Here is a 17,016-nt window from a genome sequence, read left to right as displayed (position 1 = left end):
CGCGGTCGCATGGTCCCGGGACAGAGCGCCTGCATTACGGGCGCCCTGTGCCCCCCCCTCAAAGCGTCGCCTGCGCCTGCAGCGTGAACACCCAGCTGTCCGGGCGGCTGTCATACGCACCCGGCCGCGCGACGTACTGCACCGCGGGCCGCAGGATCAGCCACGGGGTGACCTGCACGCCGTAGTTCAGCTCGACGAACTGCTCGTTGCTCTGCACGTCCTTGCCGGTAATGCGCTGGTACTGGGCGAGGCGGTCGGAGATGTCCAGCCGGGTCCAGGCGAGACTGAGCACGTCGTCTTCGCGCGAGGCCACGACACCGCGCCAACTCAGGCCGGCCTCCCACGAGTAACGCATCAGGCCGGTCTTTGCATCCGCGCGCGTGGCCACGCCAAATACCGACACCCCGCGCACGGTGTCGCCTTCGGGTTTGAGCACGCGCTGCGCCAGCTGGATGTAGGAGCCGCTGCGATGGGAGGCACGTGGCGCCGCCGGATTGCCGATATCGTCGGCGTTGGAGGTGTCCAGGTAGTAGCCCACCTTGTAGGTGCCGCCGTAATGCGCGCCGGTGTTGCCGTGGCTGTAGCCCACTTCGACAGGCAGGAACAGACCGGTCTTGCCACGGTCGGACACCCGGAAGCCGCTGCCGGCCTGCTTGCGCATCGGCACGACGTCATAGATGCCGGTCTGGGCGTACCAGCCGGAAGGGTCGGCCCATTTCACCCGAAGGCCCCACTGGCCGGTCGGGTTGTCGAGCCAGCCGGAACTGTAGATCGGCCCCAGCGGGTGGCCGCACTGGCCGTTGTTGTTGAAATTGCAGGTATAGGGCAGACCACCGAAGTCGTTGCCCATCGAGTAGAAGCCGCCCTTCAGGCTCAAGCGCTTGTCCAGCAGCCAGCGCTCGTAGGAGAGTTCATTGAAACGCAGGTTCTGGCCCTGCCCGTAGAAGGCCTGGTTCTGCACGTAGGAGCCGGTGGAGCGGTCGTTGACCGCGTTGCCGAAGCGGTCGGAAAAGACCACGCGCATCGTGCCGTCAACACCGAAGGCCTTGCCGGTGTCGATCATCGCGCCGATGTCGACGTGCTCGGCGGTGGACCAGCCAGTGCCTTTGTAGCCGTCGCTGTTGACGCCGGTGGCGACCACGATCCGGGCGCTCGGGGTCACGCCGCGGTCCTGCAGCCATATCCGGGCCGCCCACGCCGCGCTCAGCGGTGTCTGGGCGATGGTATCCACCGGTTTCGGCTTGGGCGCCTCGGCGTCGTCCGCCCAGGCCGGTACGCTGGTCGCGGCCGCCAACAGACCAAGGGTGATCAGACAGGGGGTGTATTTCATGCTGAGGCCCTCCGCAGCCTTCGTTTCTTCCAGGCGCGTCGCACCATCGCGATCACCAACACGAACGCCGCAAGCCCGAGGATGAGCAGCGGCAGCCACAGGCGTGCGATCTTCGCCAGCAAGGGCTTCTCACCGCCGTCGCGGATCAGCGCGACCTGCGCTTCCGTCACCTGATCACCGGGGCCGAAGTTGGTCCGTACATATGTCGCAACGGCGGCGATATCGGCATCGCTCAACGCCTGGACGTAAGAGCCCTCGGAGAAATGCGGCATCAGCACATGCTGGCCATCCACCTCGCGGTCGATGCCGCCGATGATGGTGGCCACCAGGTTCTGGGGCCGGGTCATGCCGACGGTGCTGTTGTGCACCAGCGACGGGTAATAGCCGTCCTTGCTGCCCTCGCCCTGCGGCCCGTGGCAGCTGGCGCACAGGCCGGAATACAGCACCGCACCGGAGGTGATCGGCGCGTCCGTGCCGCGCACCAGCTGCTCACCGGGCGCCTTGGCGGCATCGCCCCAGGCGAAGGCGGCGCGGGTGGCGTCCTTGTCGGCCACCGCAGGCACGGTCCGCAGATAGGTCACGATGGCGCTGATGTCTTCATCGCGCAGCTTGGAGAGGCTGTTGGTCACCGCTTCGGCCATGCCGCCGCCGGCCTGTCCCTTGCCCTCCACCCGGCCGGTCTTGAGGTATCGGGCCAGTTCGTCATCGCTCCAGCCGCCGATGCCGCTGATCGGATGGGAGGTGATGTTGGGGGCATACCAGTCACCCAACGAACCGCCGGCGAAGGCTTTGCCACCCACTTCCTGCATCATTAACCCGCGCGGGCTGTGGCAGCTGGAGCAGTGCGCCAGCCCTTCCACCAGATAGGCGCCGCGATTCCACTGCGCGCTCTGCGCCGGATCAGGTTTGAAGGGCGTCTTGTCCAGGAACAGCAGATTCCACACCGCCATGGACGAGCGGACGCTGAAGGGGAACGGCAGCTCGGTGGTCTGCGCCTCTTCATCGACCGGCGCGACGGCCTGCATGAAATAGACGTACAGTGCGTGGATGTCCTCGTCGGTCAGTTTCGCGTACGAGGTGTAGGGCATCGCCGGATACAGATGCGCGCCGTCCTTGCGCACGCCCTCGCGCACCGCCTTGGCGAAATCGCCTTCCGTGTAGTTGCCGATGCCATGGCTCTTGGACGGGGTGATATTGCTGGCCCAGATCTCGCCCAGTGGCGAGGCGATCGCATAACCGCCCGCATACGGCTTGCCCTGCTTCGGGCTGGTATGGCAGGCCACACAATCGGCGGCCACGGACAGGTAGCGACCGCGCTCGACCGTCTCGTCGGCGCGTGCAACCTGGCTGCCCCCGGCCAGCAGGCCGAACGCGATGAGGAGGAAGGTCTTCATGCGGCACGCTCGATCGCATCGGCCGCGCGCAGCGCCAGCGCAGCCATGGTCAGGGTGCTGTTGACGACGCTGGCCGAGACCATCGCGCTGCCACCCGGCAGCCACAGGTTCGGGTGGTCATGCGCGCGGCAGTCGCCGTCGACCACGGAATCCCGGGGGTCGGCACCCATGATGGTCGAGCCCATGATGTGGTTGTTGGCGTTGAGCGCCGTGGTGATGACGAACTCTTCGGCATTGAAGAGCTTGCCGATGTGCCGCAGCTGCTCGCAGGACTTGTCGTAGCCCTTGCGCGCGTAATCGCCCAGCGAGTAATGGATGTCCGGGCAGGCCAGGCCATGACCATCGACGCGGGTCTTGGAGAGCGTCAGGCGGTTGCTCGGATCCGGCAGCGGCTCCAGGCTGATCGACAGGTCCACCCCGTAGATCGAACGGCGGCGGATCTCCGCATCCAGTGCCTCACCGGCCAGCCCCATCTTCAAGGCCTGGTCGGTGGCGATCGCCACGCGGCTGATGTTGTTGAGGATGATCTTGGTCGCCGAGTACTCCGAGCGGAACGCCCCGTCGCGTGGCCCGACCATGCAGCTGGACTGCGCCGGACCACGTCCCAGCCAGATCGGCCGGTCGGCAATGAAGGAGCAGTGGAAGCCGGAGTGGTCCAGCATGTTGCGGCCGACCTGGTCGGAGGAATTGGCAATGCCGTTCGGGTTCTGTTCGTTGGCGGCCAGCAGCAACAGGCGCGGTGTTTCCAGCGCGTTGCAGGCGATCACGAAACTGCGGCCGGTGGCCTTGTGGCTCACCTTGTCGCTGTCATACCAGTGGATCGCGGTGACACGGTTCTGGTCGTCGGTATCGATCCTGTACGCCACCGATTCGGCCAATACCTTGGCACCCAGCGCCTCGGCGGCCTGCACGGTATGCACGCCGTTGTACATCGCCCCGATCGGGCAGATCGGCTGGCAGTTGTTGTTGCCGCAGCAGGCAGGCCGGTCATTCCACGGCTTGATCATGCGCCCCTGCGGAATCGGCACCAGGTTGTAGCCATGCGGATTGACCACCTCGGCGAACACCTTGTCGCCGTTGCCCCACGGAATCATGTCGGCCAGGTAGGGCTTCGACCGCTCCGAGGGGCTCTGCTGCGCCGGGTCGTTCGGCCCGGACACGCCCATGGCCTCCTCGGCACGGCAGTAGTACGGCTCGATGTCCTCGTAACTGATCGGCCAATCGCGACCGACGCCATAGGCCGATTGCATCTTGAAGTCGACCGGGAGATGGCGCCAGCACGACGCCGCCCAGTGCCAGGTGGTGCCGCCGACGGCCTTGATGAAGCCCTGATGGAAGCTGCTGGCATCGGGCCCGGTCAGCCCGACGTAGTCGTTGGCGGGGAAATACAGCGGCGCCGTCGCGAATTTCGATTGCGGGAATGGCCCCTGGAAGTCGCTGCCGATACGGCGCTCGAAACTGACGTTGCGCCAGTTCTCGACCACATCGGAGCGGTTCAAGCGGGGCCCGGCCTCGAGGACCAGGACCGATTTGCCGGCGCGCACCAGCTGGTGGGCGATCAATGCACCGACGACGCCCGAGCCGACGATCACGACGTCGGCATCGACGTCGCCATCACGGAAAACCGGAGCTTTCATGAGAGGGATTCCAGATCAGTAACAGGGAAAAGAGAACCGCGCAGGCTTATGCGTGGGCTCGAATCGGGGCCGGCGGCGCAGCGGTCCACCAGGCGGGTCCGCCCTGGACATAGGTCGGTGGCGAAAGGCCATCGTCCACGCAGCGCTGCATCAGCGCATCGCGATAGGACACGGTCACGGCGTGGACGCCTTTGCCCACCGTGCCGGTATACCAAGCAGTGATGATGGCAAGCGCCGCGGGCTGGGCCTCGCCGGCGGCGGCGACCAGCGCCGTGGCACCGCTCACCTGCCCGGCCAGCGTGACCAGGGCGGGGAACTGCGCATGCAGGTCGGGCTGCAGGGTGGCGAACGCCTTTTCGATCCGTTCGGCCGTGGCCGGGTCGAGGTCGTTCTTGTCGGTCAGGGCGCGGGACAGCGAGAGGAAGGCGGTATCGGTCCTGGCCGCCGGCGCTGCTGCGGCGGGCGTTGCCACCGCAGGCGCCTTATCACGACAGGCCGCGAGCAGCGAAACCGAACCAACCGCAAGAAGGAAGCCTCGTCGTGTGAGGCCGTGCCTATGCCGGTTCTCGTCCACTCCCTCGGGAATACTCATGATGTCTACTCTGCTCCGTAACACGCCGGCTCCCCGCCCGCAGACCACGGAACGGCTAAGCATCGACGGCGGCAAGGGTACTCCATGCCGCTGTCGTCACAGAGTGATCAACGAGGTGATCACGGATCAGCAACAGCCTCAGCGTTACAAACCGGAGTGGTATCACTCCCGGAGAATCGTCATGCGCACCTTGTTGCTCACCGCCCTTGCCACGATGGCGCTGTCTGCCTGCAGCCAGGCCGAGCACACTGATCAAGGCAAGCACGCCGATACGATCGAGCAGCCTGCCACCGCCCGGGCCGCGGGCGATACGTCGCGCAACGTGCCCGGTGGCGGTAGTGGAACGGCCGCCTCCGAGACGCAGGACTCCGGGCACGGCACCGGGACCAGCGCGGAGCCGAAGCGCGAATCCCCGCCGAAGCCGTGATCCCCCATGACCCCACTCGATAAACCGGTGCGCCGGGAGGTCCAGATCGGCGACCAGGCGTACACGCTGACCATCGATCCCGACGGCCTGAAGCTGGTGCCGAAGGGAAAACGGAATGGCCTCACCCTGAAGTGGGCCGAACTGGTGAATGGTGACGCCGCGCTGGCCACTGCGCTGCAGGCCTCGCTCGCGTCAGGCTGAGCGAGCGCGGCGTTCGTGCCCGATCAGGGCTGGACGTTGTCCTTGGATCTGGCGTGCTCATCGGCCGGCAGATCTGCACCCTGCGACGGCGTGTCCGCATGCTCATGCGGCTGCCCGGATCGGATCAGGTGCCGCACACGCCCGCCGCACGCCACTGGCGCAATGCGGCCCCCGTCAGGGACTGCTCGCCGCAGCCGGTGGGGCAGCGCAGCAGGCGCGCCCCCGAGGTGCTCACGAATCCTTCCCCTTCCCGGGCGTTGAACACCACCTCACAGGACAGGCACCGCGCCACCATCGAGTACAGATGCACGATACGGCCGCTGCCCGGGTCCTGCAGGGCGCTCACATCCAGCAGCTCGAAGTGGCAACTGTCCGGCAACGGGCGCCGGGGAAGCGGAAGGGACACGGAGGTCTGCAGGCTCACGGGGAAGGGCCATCGATTGAGTGGAGGCCACTCTATGGGGCGCGGTGTGGAGCGGATGTGGAGCCAGGGACGGGCGCCGCTCAGCACCAAATCCCAGGATCAGGGACAATAGCCGCCCATCGTTTGCCCCGGCCTGCCGGCGCATGCCCCGTCGGGGGCCACCGCGCGGCGCCCGCCTGCCTGTCTTCCTGCTGCTTTTTCCGGACCCGAATTGAATACCACCGCCCTGCCCCTTGCCGACGACGACCTGCCCCTGACCGACCGGCTGCGCGCCGCGCTGGACCTGCTGGAGGCCATCGAAGCCGACCGCAGCGTGCTCGATACGCTGCCCGACGCCGACCGCACCCGCCTGCACCAGGTGGTGGCCAAGGTCTACCACCCCGAGCCCAAGGCGCGGCGGGCGAAGCTGAAACAGCAGGCCAAGGCCCGGCACCAGGAAAAGGTGGCCAAGGCCGAGGCACTGCTGGAGCAGACCGGCATCCGCGCCCTGCGCCGCAAGCCCGTGTTCAGCACCCCGAATTACTTCCCGCCCCATGCCGCCGGCCTGCATGACGCCTCCAATGGCGAGAATGCCGCCGCCGCGCCGGAGCCGGTGCATTCCCCGGAGCTGCGCCACTGCTATGTGTGCAAGCAGAAGTTCACCCAGCTGCACCATTTCTACGACCAGATGTGCCCGGCCTGTGCCGAGCTGAACTTCTTCAAGCGCACCGAAACCGCCGACCTGAGCGGGCGCGTCGCGCTGCTGACCGGTGGCCGGGTCAAGATCGGCTACCAGGCTGGACTCAAGCTGCTGCGCGCCGGCGCCGAGCTGATCGTGACCACGCGCTTCCCGCGTGACTCGGCCGCGCGCTACGCCGAAGAGCCCGACTTCGCCGAATGGGGCCACCGCCTGCAGGTGTACGGCCTGGACCTGCGCCACACCCCCAGCGTGGAGGCCTTCTGCAGCGAACTGCTGGCCACCCGCCCGCGCCTGGATTTCATCATCAACAACGCCTGCCAGACCGTGCGCCGCCCGCCGCAGTTCTATGCGCACATGATGGCCGGTGAAACCGCGCCGCTGCACGAGGTACCGGACACGCTGCGCAAGCTGATCGGCGATTACGAAGGCCTGCGCAGCGCCGAACTGCTCGGCACCACCGCCTCGGCCGGGCTGCCGGTGGTCCAGGGCCGCGACTTCAATGCCGCCAACGGCCTGACCCGTGCCGCCGAGCTGTCGCAGGTGCCGCTGCTGGACGATGAGCTGGTGGCGCAGCAGCATCTGTTCCCGGACGGTCGCCTGGACCAGGACCTGCAGCAGGTGGATCTGCGCGGGCGCAACTCCTGGCGCATGCTGATGGCCGAAGTGCCCTCGGTGGAGCTGCTGGAAACCCAGCTGGTCAACGCCATCGCACCGTTCATCATCAATGCGCGCCTGAAGCCGCTGATGCTGCGCACGCCCGAGCGTGACAAGCACATCGTCAACGTTTCGGCGATGGAGGGGCAGTTCTACCGCAACTTCAAGACCACCCGCCACCCGCACACCAACATGGCCAAGGCTGCGCTGAACATGATGACGCGCACCTCGGCGGCGGATTACCAGAACGACGGCATCCACATGAACAGCGTCGACACCGGCTGGGTGACCGACGAGGATCCGGCGGATATCGCGGCCAAGAAAGTGAAGGAAGAGCGCTTCCATCCGCCGCTGGATATCGTCGACGGCGCCGCCCGCATCGTCGACCCGATCATCCACGGCATCAACACCGGTGAGCACGTCTGGGGTCAGTTCCTGAAGGACTACGCGCCCACCGACTGGTAACTGCATCCAGCTGCGTGTGTCGTACGTATAGCCTGGAAGGAACGCCGCCGGTTCGAGCGGCAAGGGACAGGAGGCCCACTTTTCCGGCTTCGGCCGTGGCCTCCACCCCCAGTCGAATCACGATGAGCCCCCCCACCTCACAACGCGACGAACGCAGCGCGGTCCTCAGTGCCATGCAGGTCGACGGTCTGGCGTCCCTGCCTGCACTGGACAGGCTCACCGCGCTGGCCGGTTATACCTTCAATGCCCCGGTGGCATTCGTCTCGATCCTCGGGGATGTGAAGCAGCGCTTCCTTTCCCGGATCGGCCTGCCCATGGCGCAGACCGACATCCGCGCCTCGATCTGCGCCCACGCCGTCACCGCCGATGGCGTGCTGGTGGTTCCGGATCTCCGCCAGGACCCCCGCTTCCGCGACAACCCGCTGGTCACCGACAGCCCGCATCTGCGCTTCTACGCGGGCGCACCGCTGGTGGCAAAGAACGGGGTCGCCATCGGTGCCCTGTGCGTCATGGACACACGCCCGCGCACGTTCAACGAGGGTGATCAGGATCAGCTGGCCACCCTGGCCGAACTGGTCGTCGCACAGCTGGAGCTGCGTGCGATGTCCGGTCGGCTGGACCCGGTCAGCGGCCTGCCGAGCCGGCACCAGCTGCATGCGGATCTGCCCGGCATCCTGGCGCGTTGCACTGAAGGAACGGCCTACGCCGTCGCGGTGGACATCCTCGACATTCCACGCGCCAACCAGGTGGGCCAGGTGCTGGGCCTGCGGCCGCTGGAGGCCTTGATCCGGCGCGCCGGCGTCCGCCTGCGTGCCGCGCTGGAGGGCGTGGCCACGGTGTACCACGTGGGGGTGACGCGGTTTGCCTTTGTGGTCGAGATGCCGGCCGCAGCCCAGGTGGAGGCGCTGATCCTGGAATTGAGAACGCGCATGCTGCGCCCGCTGATGGCCGCGGCAGTGCCGATGTCGCCACGCTTCCATGCCGGCATCTGCGCCGTCGAACCCGGCGAAGAAGACAGCCACGACCTGCTGCGGCGGCTGCTGGTCAGCATGCACGGTGCGTTCGACGCACGGCGGCCGTTCTGCTGGTACTCCGAACAGCGCGACGAAAAGATGCACCGCGCCTACCGCCTGGCCTCCGATGCCGAACGCGGGCTGCAGGCCGGCGATTTCCACCTGGATTACCAGCCCCGCTTCACCCTGGACGGCCGGCGCCCGGTCTCGGCCGAAGCCCTGATCCGCTGGACCCACCCCACCCTGGGGTCGATCAGCCCGGCCGAGTTCATTCCGGTCTTCGAGCGGACCGCCCTGATGGATGAGGTGACCAACTGGGTGCTCGACACCGCGCTCGATCAGGTCCAGGCGTGGCGCGCCCAAGGGCTGGATATTCCGGTCTCGATCAACCTCTCCAGCAGTTATCTGTCCAACGCCTCGGCATGGCACGACATCCGCAGCAAACTCGAGCACAGGGCGCTGTCGTTCTCGATGATCGAGCTGGAGATCACCGAGGGCGAATGGCTGCGTCCGGGCTCCCCGGCCATCGGCCATATCGCAGCGATGGCGCAGGCCGGCATCACTGTGGCGATCGACGACTTCGGCAGCGGCTACAGCAATTTCAGCTATCTGTCCGATCTTCCCATCCACACCGTGAAGCTGGACAAATCGTTGATCGATGGCATCGCCATCAATCCCCGGGCGCGCGCCAAGGTCTCGGCCATCCATCATCTGGCGCATGAGCTGGGCTACCTCACCGTGGCCGAGGGAGTCGAGCAACAGGCGCAGGTGGAGGTGCTGGCTGCGATGGGGGTCGACGAAGTCCAGGGCTACCTGCTTGCCCGGCCGATGTCCCCGGCCTTGGTGATGCAGGTGTTCGAAGCGGCCGCGATCGCGGCCTGCCCGGTCAGAGTTTGAACGCCTGCTGCAGCTTCCGCGCGAACCATCCGCTGAAGACCAGTGGCGCATCCAGCGCTGAAACGCAGATGCACGCCACCCCGGGGGTGGTCACCGGCTGATGCTCGACCTGGCTGTCGAGATCGGCCACATCGCCGGGGGCGAAATGCCCCAGTGAATCATCGTAGGCACCGCGAAGGATCTGAGTCAGCTCGCTGCTGCCATGGCTGTGCATGGGCAGGCATTTGCCCGGGGCGATTTTCAGCATGATCAACGACGGGTGCGCCGTTGCGCGGATGCAGTGGACACCCGGCGCCATCCACCGCCATTTCAGCGAGCGGTAGGACGTTCCGAAATGTGGCGCCAGCGCCGCCGGCAGTTGATCCGGGTCGTGCGCAGGCGCGCCGCGCACAGCCGTCTGGCCACGCATGCCATCCTCCGCTGGCGCGGCATCCAGGCGCGCCAGCATGGCCTGCCGAAGCGCGGCCTGGCGATCCTCCGCGCCGGGCGGCGGCAACTGCTGCTCCAGCAGCAGTCCCCCGACCCGTTCGGCCGCGCGCAGTTGTTTCCGGCAGTAGGCGCAGGCTTCCAGGTGCGCCGCGGCGACCACCGACATTTCCGGCGCCAGGGTTCCGGTGGCAAAGCCCAGGACGGTGGTCGGGTCCAGGTGATGACGAGGATTCATCGCGACTCTCCCATCAGCGACTGCAACTGCAGAAACGCACGTCGGATATGGGACTTCACGGTGCCCAGTGGCATATGCAGCTCGGTGGCGATCTCGGCGTGGGTTTTGGCTTCGAAGTAGGACATCCGGATCAAACGGGCCTGCGTTGCGGAGAGTTCGTCCAGCCGCTGCTTGAGCCTGACGTGCTCGGTATGGCGCTCGGCCAGCGAGCCGCCCCCGTCGGCCCCTTCGGCGGCCTGCTCGACCACCTCGTGGGCATGCACCCAGATATGTTCCCGGCGCACGCGGTCGATATGCATGTTGCGCGCGACCCGGTACAGCCACGTGCCCAGGCTGCTGCGCGCCGGATCGTACAGGTCGGCACGGTTCCACAGTTTGAGCAGCACTTCCTGGGCAAGATCCTCGGCCACGCCATCGGCCGCCCCCAACCCACCCAGGTAGCGGCACAGACGCGGCATGAAGTGGTCGTAGATGCGCAGGAAGCACTCGCGGTCGCGCGAGCCGGCCACCGCCGCCATTTCCGCCGCCCAGGTCTTGATTTCCGTCGTGGATTGAGCGGGGGCGGCAATCATCCGGGCGGCCTCGAAGGGCGTCATCCTGGCAACAGGCGGGTCAGCCTCCATGGTAGGCCACTTCCGGGGGATCGGCGACTTGGGGTTCATGGCGCTTGTACGAGCAGAACGGCGTTCTGGATGCAGGTGCGTTGGCTGCTGATATAGTCGGCCGAGCATGGCGGGCACGGTGCCCGGCCACGAATCACAGGGAGTTGGTCATGGGTCTTCGTCAGGCGGTGGCAGGTGCAGTGGGTGGTGTTCTGGCCGACCAGTGGAAGGACTTCTACACCGTGCCGACGGGCCTGCCCTCCACGGCAGCGCTGTTCGCGGCGGTCCCGCGCGGCACCAATGCCGGGCGTGGCTCCAACACCAGCGCCTCCTCCAACATCATCACCAACGGCTCGAGGATCGTCGTGCCCGAAGGCTACGGCCTGCTGCTGTTCCAGGACGGCGCGATCACCGGTTTCGTCGCCGAGCCGGGTGGCTATGAATGGCGCTCGGACGATACCAACTCGCAGTCGATCTTCGCCGGCGACGGCTTCGTCAGCCCGCTGATCAAGCAGAGCTGGGAACGTTTCAAGTTCGGCGGCCAGCCCGGGTCGCAGCAGGCGGCCTTCTTCGTCTCGCTGAAAGAGCTGCCGGACAACCGCTTTGGCACGCAGTCCGAAATCTACTGGGACGATGGCTTCCTCGGCACGCAGGTCGGCGCGGTCACGCGCGGCTCGTACACGCTGAAAATCGTCGATCCGATCCTGTTCGTGAAGAACTTCGTGCCGGCCAGCTACCTGCAGCCGGGCCAGGTGTTCGATTTCACCGATCTGGACAACGCCGCCGCCAGCCAGCTGTTCAACGAAGTGGTGGGCTCGCTGGCCCCGGCCTTCAGCCTGTATACGAACGACCCGGGCAAGGGCAACCGGATCACCAAGCTGCAGCAGGACTCGCTGGGCTTCGCGCAGAGCTTGTCCGCTGCCGTCGAGCAGGGCTACCAGTGGAAGTCCGATCGCGGCCTGGCCATCGTCAAGACCGCCATCGTCTCGATCGAGTACGACGCCAACACGCGTGAACTGCTCAAGACCGTGCAGCGCGCCGATGCGCTGGCCGGCTCGCGCGGCAACTCCAACCTGCAGGCCAGCGTGGCCCAGGGCATCCAGTCGGCCGGCGAGAACGGCGGTGCCGCCGGCCTGGTCGGCGTCGGCATGGCCTCGGGCATGCTCGGGGTTGGAGGGATGCAGCAGCCGGTCACCCCGGCCGCGGACGACCCGGTCGCCAAGCTGAAGAAGGCCAAGGAGATGCTGGACCTCGGCCTGATCACCCAGGACGACTACGACAAGCTCAAGGCCAAGGCGCTGGGGCTGTAAGACACCGAGCGCACCGACACCATGTCCGACCCCAAGATGCCACCGCCGATCCCGGCGGGTCCGCCACCGTTGCCGCCCTCGCCCTCGCCCTCGCCCGCGGCGCCGGTCACCGGCCCAGGCTCGCCCCGGGAGGTGCCGCCGGTGCCGGGCAGTTTCCCGATCGACCCGGCCACCCTGCCCCAGCCCATCCGCGATGAAGTGCTGGCGCCCGATCCGGCCGCGCTGGACACCTCTGCGGCCGAGCTCAAGGACGGCGTCAACCGCTGCCCGAACTGCGGCTCCAGCGATGTGCGGCTCAAGCTCGGCACCGATGTACTGGTCTGCCAGTTCTGCCGTCACGAATGGCACGGCGACCGGGTCGAGGAAGCGTTCGGGTTCGGCGAAGGGATCGGCGAGCTTCGCGGTACGGTGGTCGCGTCCGGTGCGCGCGACATCGACACTGGCACCGCCAGCCTGATGAGCTTCAAGTGCACCGGCTGCGGGGCGGAAGTCACCATCAACACCGAAAGCACCATGACCGCACGCTGCCACTGGTGCCGCCACGTGTTCGGGGTCAACGAACAGATCGCCAACGGCGCGGTGCCCGATGCGGTGCTGCCGTTCCGCATCAGCAAGGACGACGCGGTCGCGCGGATCCGGCAGTTCGTGGACAAGCGGCGCCTGTTCGCGCTGAAGGCCTTCAAGGACCAGTTCACGCCGGAAAACGTCACCGGCGTCTACCTGCCCTACATGATCGTGGACAGCAACGTCAGTGCCAGCGTCTCGGGCAAGGGTGAAATCCAGACGCGGCAGTACACGCGCGGCACCGAAAAGAACAAGCAGACCTACTACGACGCCGACGTGTACCAGGTGGACCGCCAGGTCGATTTCACCGTGGACGACCTGACCCTGGAGTCCTCCGCCGAACGCGGCAATCTGGACATCCAGAGCAATACCAACAACATCATCAACGCGATCCTGCCGTTCGATACCAAGAACGCGCTGAAGTGGAACGCCTCCTACCTGGCCGGTTTCACTTCGGAGAAGCGCAACCTCGATGTCGAGACGCTGCGCCCACGGCTGGAAGACCAGCTGCTGTCGATCGCCCGCGCGCAGGTGGAAGGCTCGGTGCGCCGCTACGATCGGGGCGTACGCTGGGAACGTGAACGCGTGGACGTGCATGGCACCCGCTGGGTGTCGATGTACCTGCCGGTGTGGCTGTACTCCTACCACCAACCCGGCCGCAATGGCGGCATGCTGCACTACATCGCGGTGAACGGCCGCACCGGTGAAACCATGGGCAGCGTGCCGGTGCAGCAGTGGAAGCTGCTGCTGGCCGCGCTCACCACCGGCACCATCATCGAAGCCCTCGTGCTCTTCTTCCTGGTAGCTGCCTCATGAGCGATGACAGTGGTCTCTGGCTGCTTGCCGCCGGTCCCGCCGGTGCAACGGCGTTGTACTGGGCGCTGTACCGGTACTACCGCAACACCGACAAATCCCACGCGTTCGAGCGCGACACCGCGATCGACGCCAAGCCCGTCACCGGTTCAGACCGCAAGGTCGATACGGTGACGGGCACACAGGAACGGCGCATCCGCGGTGACAATGTGGCGGCGTACCGAACGCGGGTGCAGCGCGATGGATGACACCTCCATCGGCATTGACTGCCGATGGCATCAACGCGTTCGGTTGAACCCCCGCTGCACGATGACGAAGAACAGCGGGACGAAGAACACACCCAGCAGCGTGCCCACGACCATGCCGCCGAGTACGCCAGTCCCGATCGCCCGCTGAGCGCCGGAACCGGCACCCGACGCGAGCGCCAGCGGCAGCACGCCCAGGCCAAAGGCAAGCGAGGTCATGATGATCGGGCGCAGACGGTCGCGCACGGCATGCATCGTCGCTTCGATCAGGCCGGCGCCCTTCTCCAGGTTTTCCTTTGCGAACTCCACGATCAGGATCGCGTTCTTGCTGGTCAGGCCCACCGTGGTCAGCATCGCCACCTGGAAGTAGATGTCGCGCTCCATGCCGCGGAAGGTGTTGGCCAGCACCGCGCCGAGGATGCCCAGCGGCGCCACCAGCAGCACCGCGGTCGGCACGCTCCAGCTTTCATACAGCGCGGCCAGGCACAGGAACACGATCAGCAGTGACAGCGTGTACAGCAGCGGGGTCTGCAACGTCGCACCGTTTTCCTGGAGTGCCGTGCCGGTCCATTCGATGCCGAAGCCCGGCGGCAGCTGCTGGGCAAGACGTTCGATTTCGGCGATCGCGCGTCCTGAGCCTGTCCCTGGGGCCGCGGCCCCGAGGATTTCCCGGGCGGGCATCCCGTTGATGCGCTCCAATCTCGGTGAAGAATGCCTCCATTCGATCGAAGCAAACGAGCTGAACGGCACCATCTCACCCGCCGCATTCCTCACCGACCAGAGTGCGAAGTCATCCGGGCTCGTCCTGAACGACGCATCGGCTTGAAGGTAGACGCGCTTGAGCCGACCGCGGTCGTTGAAGTCGTCTACATAACGGCTCCCCCAGGCGGTGGCCAGGGTGCTGTTGACCTCATCGATCGACAGTCCCAGCGCCGCAACCCGTTCGGCATCCACATTCACCTGCAGCGAAGGCATGTCGCTCAGCCCATTGGCGCGCATGCCAGCAAGGATCGGACTGGCCTCCGCCAGTGCCAGCAGCCTGTCCTGCGCCTCCAACAGCGCAGCATGGCCCTGGCCAATGCCATCCCGCAGGAAGAAGCTGAATCCTGCGGCCGTTCCCAACGCCGGGATGGCGGCAGGCGTCAGCACGTGGAAGGTGGCCCCCGGGTATGAGGCAAGCGCGGACCTGGCGCGCTCCGCCACGTTGTCCGCCTCGTCATCACCCCCTCTCGTGGACCAGTCCTTCAAGCGTATGAAGGCCTGCCCGTTGTTCTGCCCCATGCCCGAGTAGCTGAAGCCGACCACGGTGAGAAGGGCATCGACCACCGGATCATCCTCAAGGAAGTGCTTTTCCACCGCTTTCAACGCTGCCTCGGTATGGGCAAATGTCGAACCGGCCGGACCCTGCACGAGTACCACCAGCGTTCCCTGGTCTTCGGTCGGCAGAAACGAAGAGGGAAGCCGCATGAACAGCACGATCATCGCGCCGGACAACAGTGCGAACAACGCCATGCTTCGCCACGGACGGGCCAACAGACCGGCGACCCCGCGCTCATAGGTGGCGCTGGTGCGTTCAAAACCCGTGTTGAACCTGCCAAAGGCCCGGGCCAGCGCGCCTGCCGGTGGTGACTGATGCCCGCCGGTCCTGACCGGCTTGAGCAGGGTTGCGCAGAGCGCTGGGGTGATCACGACCGCGACCAGCACCGACAGCGCCATGGCTGAGACGATCGTGGCCGAAAACTGGCGGTAGATGACGCCGGTGGCCCCACTCATGAAGGCCATCGGCACGAACACCGCCGACAGCACCAGGCCGATGCCGACCAGCGCACCGGTGATCTGGCCCATGGACTTGCGCGTGGCCTCCAGCGGAGAAAGTCCTTCCTCGGCCATGATCCGCTCGACATTCTCCACCACCACGATCGCATCATCGACCAGCAGGCCGATCGCCAGCACCATCGCGAACATGGTCAGCATGTTCACCGAGAAGCCCAGCGCGGACAGGATGCCGAACGTGCCCAGCAGCACCACCGGCACCGCGATCGTCGGGATCAGGGTCGCGCGGAAGTTCTGCAGGAACAGGTAGATCACCAGGAACACCAGCACGATCGCCTCCAGCAGCGTGGAGATGACGCTGCGGATGGAGGCCTTGACGAAGGGCACGGAGTCATACGGCACCACGACGCGCAGCCCGGCGGGCATGTCCGGGGCCATGCTTTCCAGTGCTTTGTCTACCGCCTCGCGCGTGCGCAGTGCGTTGGCCCCCGGAGCCAGGTAGACCCCGATGGCCGCAGCGGGCCGTGCATTGAGTCGGTTGCTGAAATCGTAACTTTCCGCGCCGAGTTCAACGCGGGCCACATCACCGAGCCGCAACTGGCTTCCATCCGGATTCCCCCTCAGGATGATCGCCCGGAACTGCGCAGCACTGGACAAACGCGATCCTGCGTCGACGAATGCCGTCATCGCCTGCGCCTCCACGCCGGGCGCGCCGCCCATCTCGCCCAGCGCAATCTGCGCGTTCTGCGCGCGAATGGCTTGCGCTATCTCATCGACCGTCAAACGATAGGCGTGGAGGCGAGCAGGATCCAGCCAGATGCGCATCGCATACTTGCCGCCATACTCGCGTACAAAGCCAACGCCCTCCACTCGGCTGATCACATCCACCACGGACGAGCCTACGTAATCGGCCACATCGGCGGCCTCCATGCTGCCATCTTCAGACACGAAGCCCAGAATCTGCAGCACGTCCGCACCGGACTTTGAGACGTTGACACCGCGTCGCTGCACCTGCTCGGGCAGCGAGGGCATTGCTCGCTGTACGCGATTCTGTACGTGTGGCTGGATCGTCTCCAGGTCCGTGCCCGGCTCGAAGACGATGCTGATGGTGGCGTAACCCCCGTAGGAGTAACTCTGTGAAGAAAAGTACAGCATCCCGTCCAGGCCGGTGAGGTGCTGCTCGATGACCTTGGTGACCGTTTCCTCGATGACCGTGGCTGACGCCCCCGGGTAGATCGCCGTGATCGTCAGCGTGGGCGGCGCCACTTCCGGGTACATCGACACCGGCAGCTTGAGCACCGCCAGGCCACCGGCGAGCATGATGATGATCGC

15 protein-coding genes are annotated in these 17,016 nt (G+C 66.3%); 7 read left to right on the top strand and 8 right to left on the bottom strand.

The features are described from left to right. Positions 1-58: 58 nt before the first annotated feature. From PV764_RS00075 to PV764_RS00060, 4 genes are read right to left on the bottom strand one after another with little or no spacing between them, the layout of a single operon-like run. The gene (locus PV764_RS00075; protein ID WP_019183694.1) at positions 59-1,330 is read right to left on the bottom strand and encodes a carbohydrate porin; all 1,272 of its coding nucleotides are present in this window, start codon (positions 1,328-1,330) and stop codon (positions 59-61) included. Next, the gene (locus PV764_RS00070; RefSeq protein ID WP_019183693.1) at positions 1,327-2,724 is read right to left on the bottom strand and encodes a cytochrome c; all 1,398 of its coding nucleotides are present in this window, start codon (positions 2,722-2,724) and stop codon (positions 1,327-1,329) included. The genes PV764_RS00075 and PV764_RS00070 overlap by 4 nt, the downstream gene beginning before the upstream one ends. Next, positions 2,721-4,361, bottom strand: coding sequence for a GMC family oxidoreductase (locus PV764_RS00065; RefSeq protein ID WP_019183692.1), 1,641 nt, complete (start codon positions 4,359-4,361; stop codon positions 2,721-2,723). Before PV764_RS00065 ends, PV764_RS00070 begins: the two co-directional genes overlap by 4 nt. A gap of 46 nt (positions 4,362-4,407) precedes the next feature. Beyond that, entirely contained in the window at positions 4,408-4,953 is a 546-nt protein-coding gene (locus PV764_RS00060; protein WP_080114841.1) for a sugar dehydrogenase complex small subunit, read from the bottom strand. A gap of 181 nt (positions 4,954-5,134) precedes the next feature. Between PV764_RS00060 and PV764_RS00055 the strand changes: the two genes are divergently transcribed. Then, positions 5,135-5,380, top strand: a complete 246-nt coding sequence (locus PV764_RS00055) for a hypothetical protein (protein WP_026069851.1) — start codon at positions 5,135-5,137, stop codon at positions 5,378-5,380. A 6-nt stretch (positions 5,381-5,386) separates the two neighbouring features. After that, on the top strand, positions 5,387-5,581 hold the full coding sequence (locus PV764_RS00050) for a hypothetical protein (protein WP_019183689.1): 195 nt from the start codon (positions 5,387-5,389) through the stop codon (positions 5,579-5,581). 124 nt (positions 5,582-5,705) lie between these two features. Here the strand turns inward: PV764_RS00050 and PV764_RS00045 are convergent, their stop codons facing one another. Then, positions 5,706-6,005, bottom strand: coding sequence for a hypothetical protein (locus PV764_RS00045; RefSeq protein WP_026069850.1), 300 nt, complete (start codon positions 6,003-6,005; stop codon positions 5,706-5,708). Positions 6,006-6,216: 211 nt separating this feature from the next. Here PV764_RS00045 and PV764_RS00040 point away from each other — a divergent pair, with 211 nt between their 5' ends. After that, positions 6,217-7,803 (top strand): SDR family NAD(P)-dependent oxidoreductase, encoded by a 1,587-nt coding sequence (locus tag PV764_RS00040; RefSeq protein ID WP_019183687.1) that lies wholly within the window; start codon positions 6,217-6,219, stop codon positions 7,801-7,803. A 122-nt stretch (positions 7,804-7,925) separates the two neighbouring features. After that, on the top strand, positions 7,926-9,713 hold the full coding sequence (locus PV764_RS00035) for a bifunctional diguanylate cyclase/phosphodiesterase (protein ID WP_037553275.1): 1,788 nt from the start codon (positions 7,926-7,928) through the stop codon (positions 9,711-9,713). Here the strand turns inward: PV764_RS00035 and PV764_RS00030 are convergent. Further along, positions 9,703-10,377, bottom strand: coding sequence for a ChrR family anti-sigma-E factor (locus PV764_RS00030; protein WP_019183685.1), 675 nt, complete (start codon positions 10,375-10,377; stop codon positions 9,703-9,705). The genes PV764_RS00035 and PV764_RS00030 overlap by 11 nt on opposite strands. Further along, positions 10,374-11,000 (bottom strand): sigma-70 family RNA polymerase sigma factor, encoded by a 627-nt coding sequence (locus PV764_RS00025; RefSeq protein WP_421115918.1) that lies wholly within the window; start codon positions 10,998-11,000, stop codon positions 10,374-10,376. Before PV764_RS00025 ends, PV764_RS00030 begins: the two co-directional genes overlap by 4 nt. A 149-nt stretch (positions 11,001-11,149) precedes the next feature. Here PV764_RS00025 and PV764_RS00020 point away from each other — a divergent pair, with 149 nt between their 5' ends. Genes PV764_RS00020 through PV764_RS00010 form a run of 3 tightly spaced genes read left to right on the top strand, consistent with a single transcriptional unit; the run spans position 11,150 to position 13,914 of the window. Further along, complete coding sequence (locus tag PV764_RS00020) at positions 11,150-12,289, top strand: SPFH domain-containing protein (RefSeq protein ID WP_421115917.1); 1,140 nt, start codon at positions 11,150-11,152, stop codon at positions 12,287-12,289. Positions 12,290-12,310: 21 nt separating this feature from the next. After that, the gene (locus tag PV764_RS00015; protein WP_421115916.1) at positions 12,311-13,669 is read left to right on the top strand and encodes a TFIIB-type zinc ribbon-containing protein; all 1,359 of its coding nucleotides are present in this window, start codon (positions 12,311-12,313) and stop codon (positions 13,667-13,669) included. Then, positions 13,666-13,914 carry a hypothetical protein gene (locus tag PV764_RS00010; RefSeq protein WP_019183681.1) on the top strand — a complete coding sequence of 83 codons (249 nt, stop codon included), beginning with the start codon at positions 13,666-13,668 and terminating at the stop codon, positions 13,912-13,914. The genes PV764_RS00015 and PV764_RS00010 overlap by 4 nt, the downstream gene beginning before the upstream one ends. Before the next feature lie 30 nt (positions 13,915-13,944). Here PV764_RS00010 and PV764_RS00005 read toward each other — a convergent pair. After that, positions 13,945-17,016 (bottom strand): efflux RND transporter permease subunit (locus PV764_RS00005; protein ID WP_421115914.1); only part of this gene is annotated, 3,072 nt, incomplete at its 5' end.

It is taken from the genome of Stenotrophomonas sp. AS1 (assembly GCF_048957655.1).
In the GTDB taxonomy this organism is placed as follows: Bacteria; Pseudomonadota; Gammaproteobacteria; order Xanthomonadales; family Xanthomonadaceae; genus Stenotrophomonas; species Stenotrophomonas bentonitica_A.
This window is presented reverse-complemented; position numbering and strand designations above follow the sequence as displayed.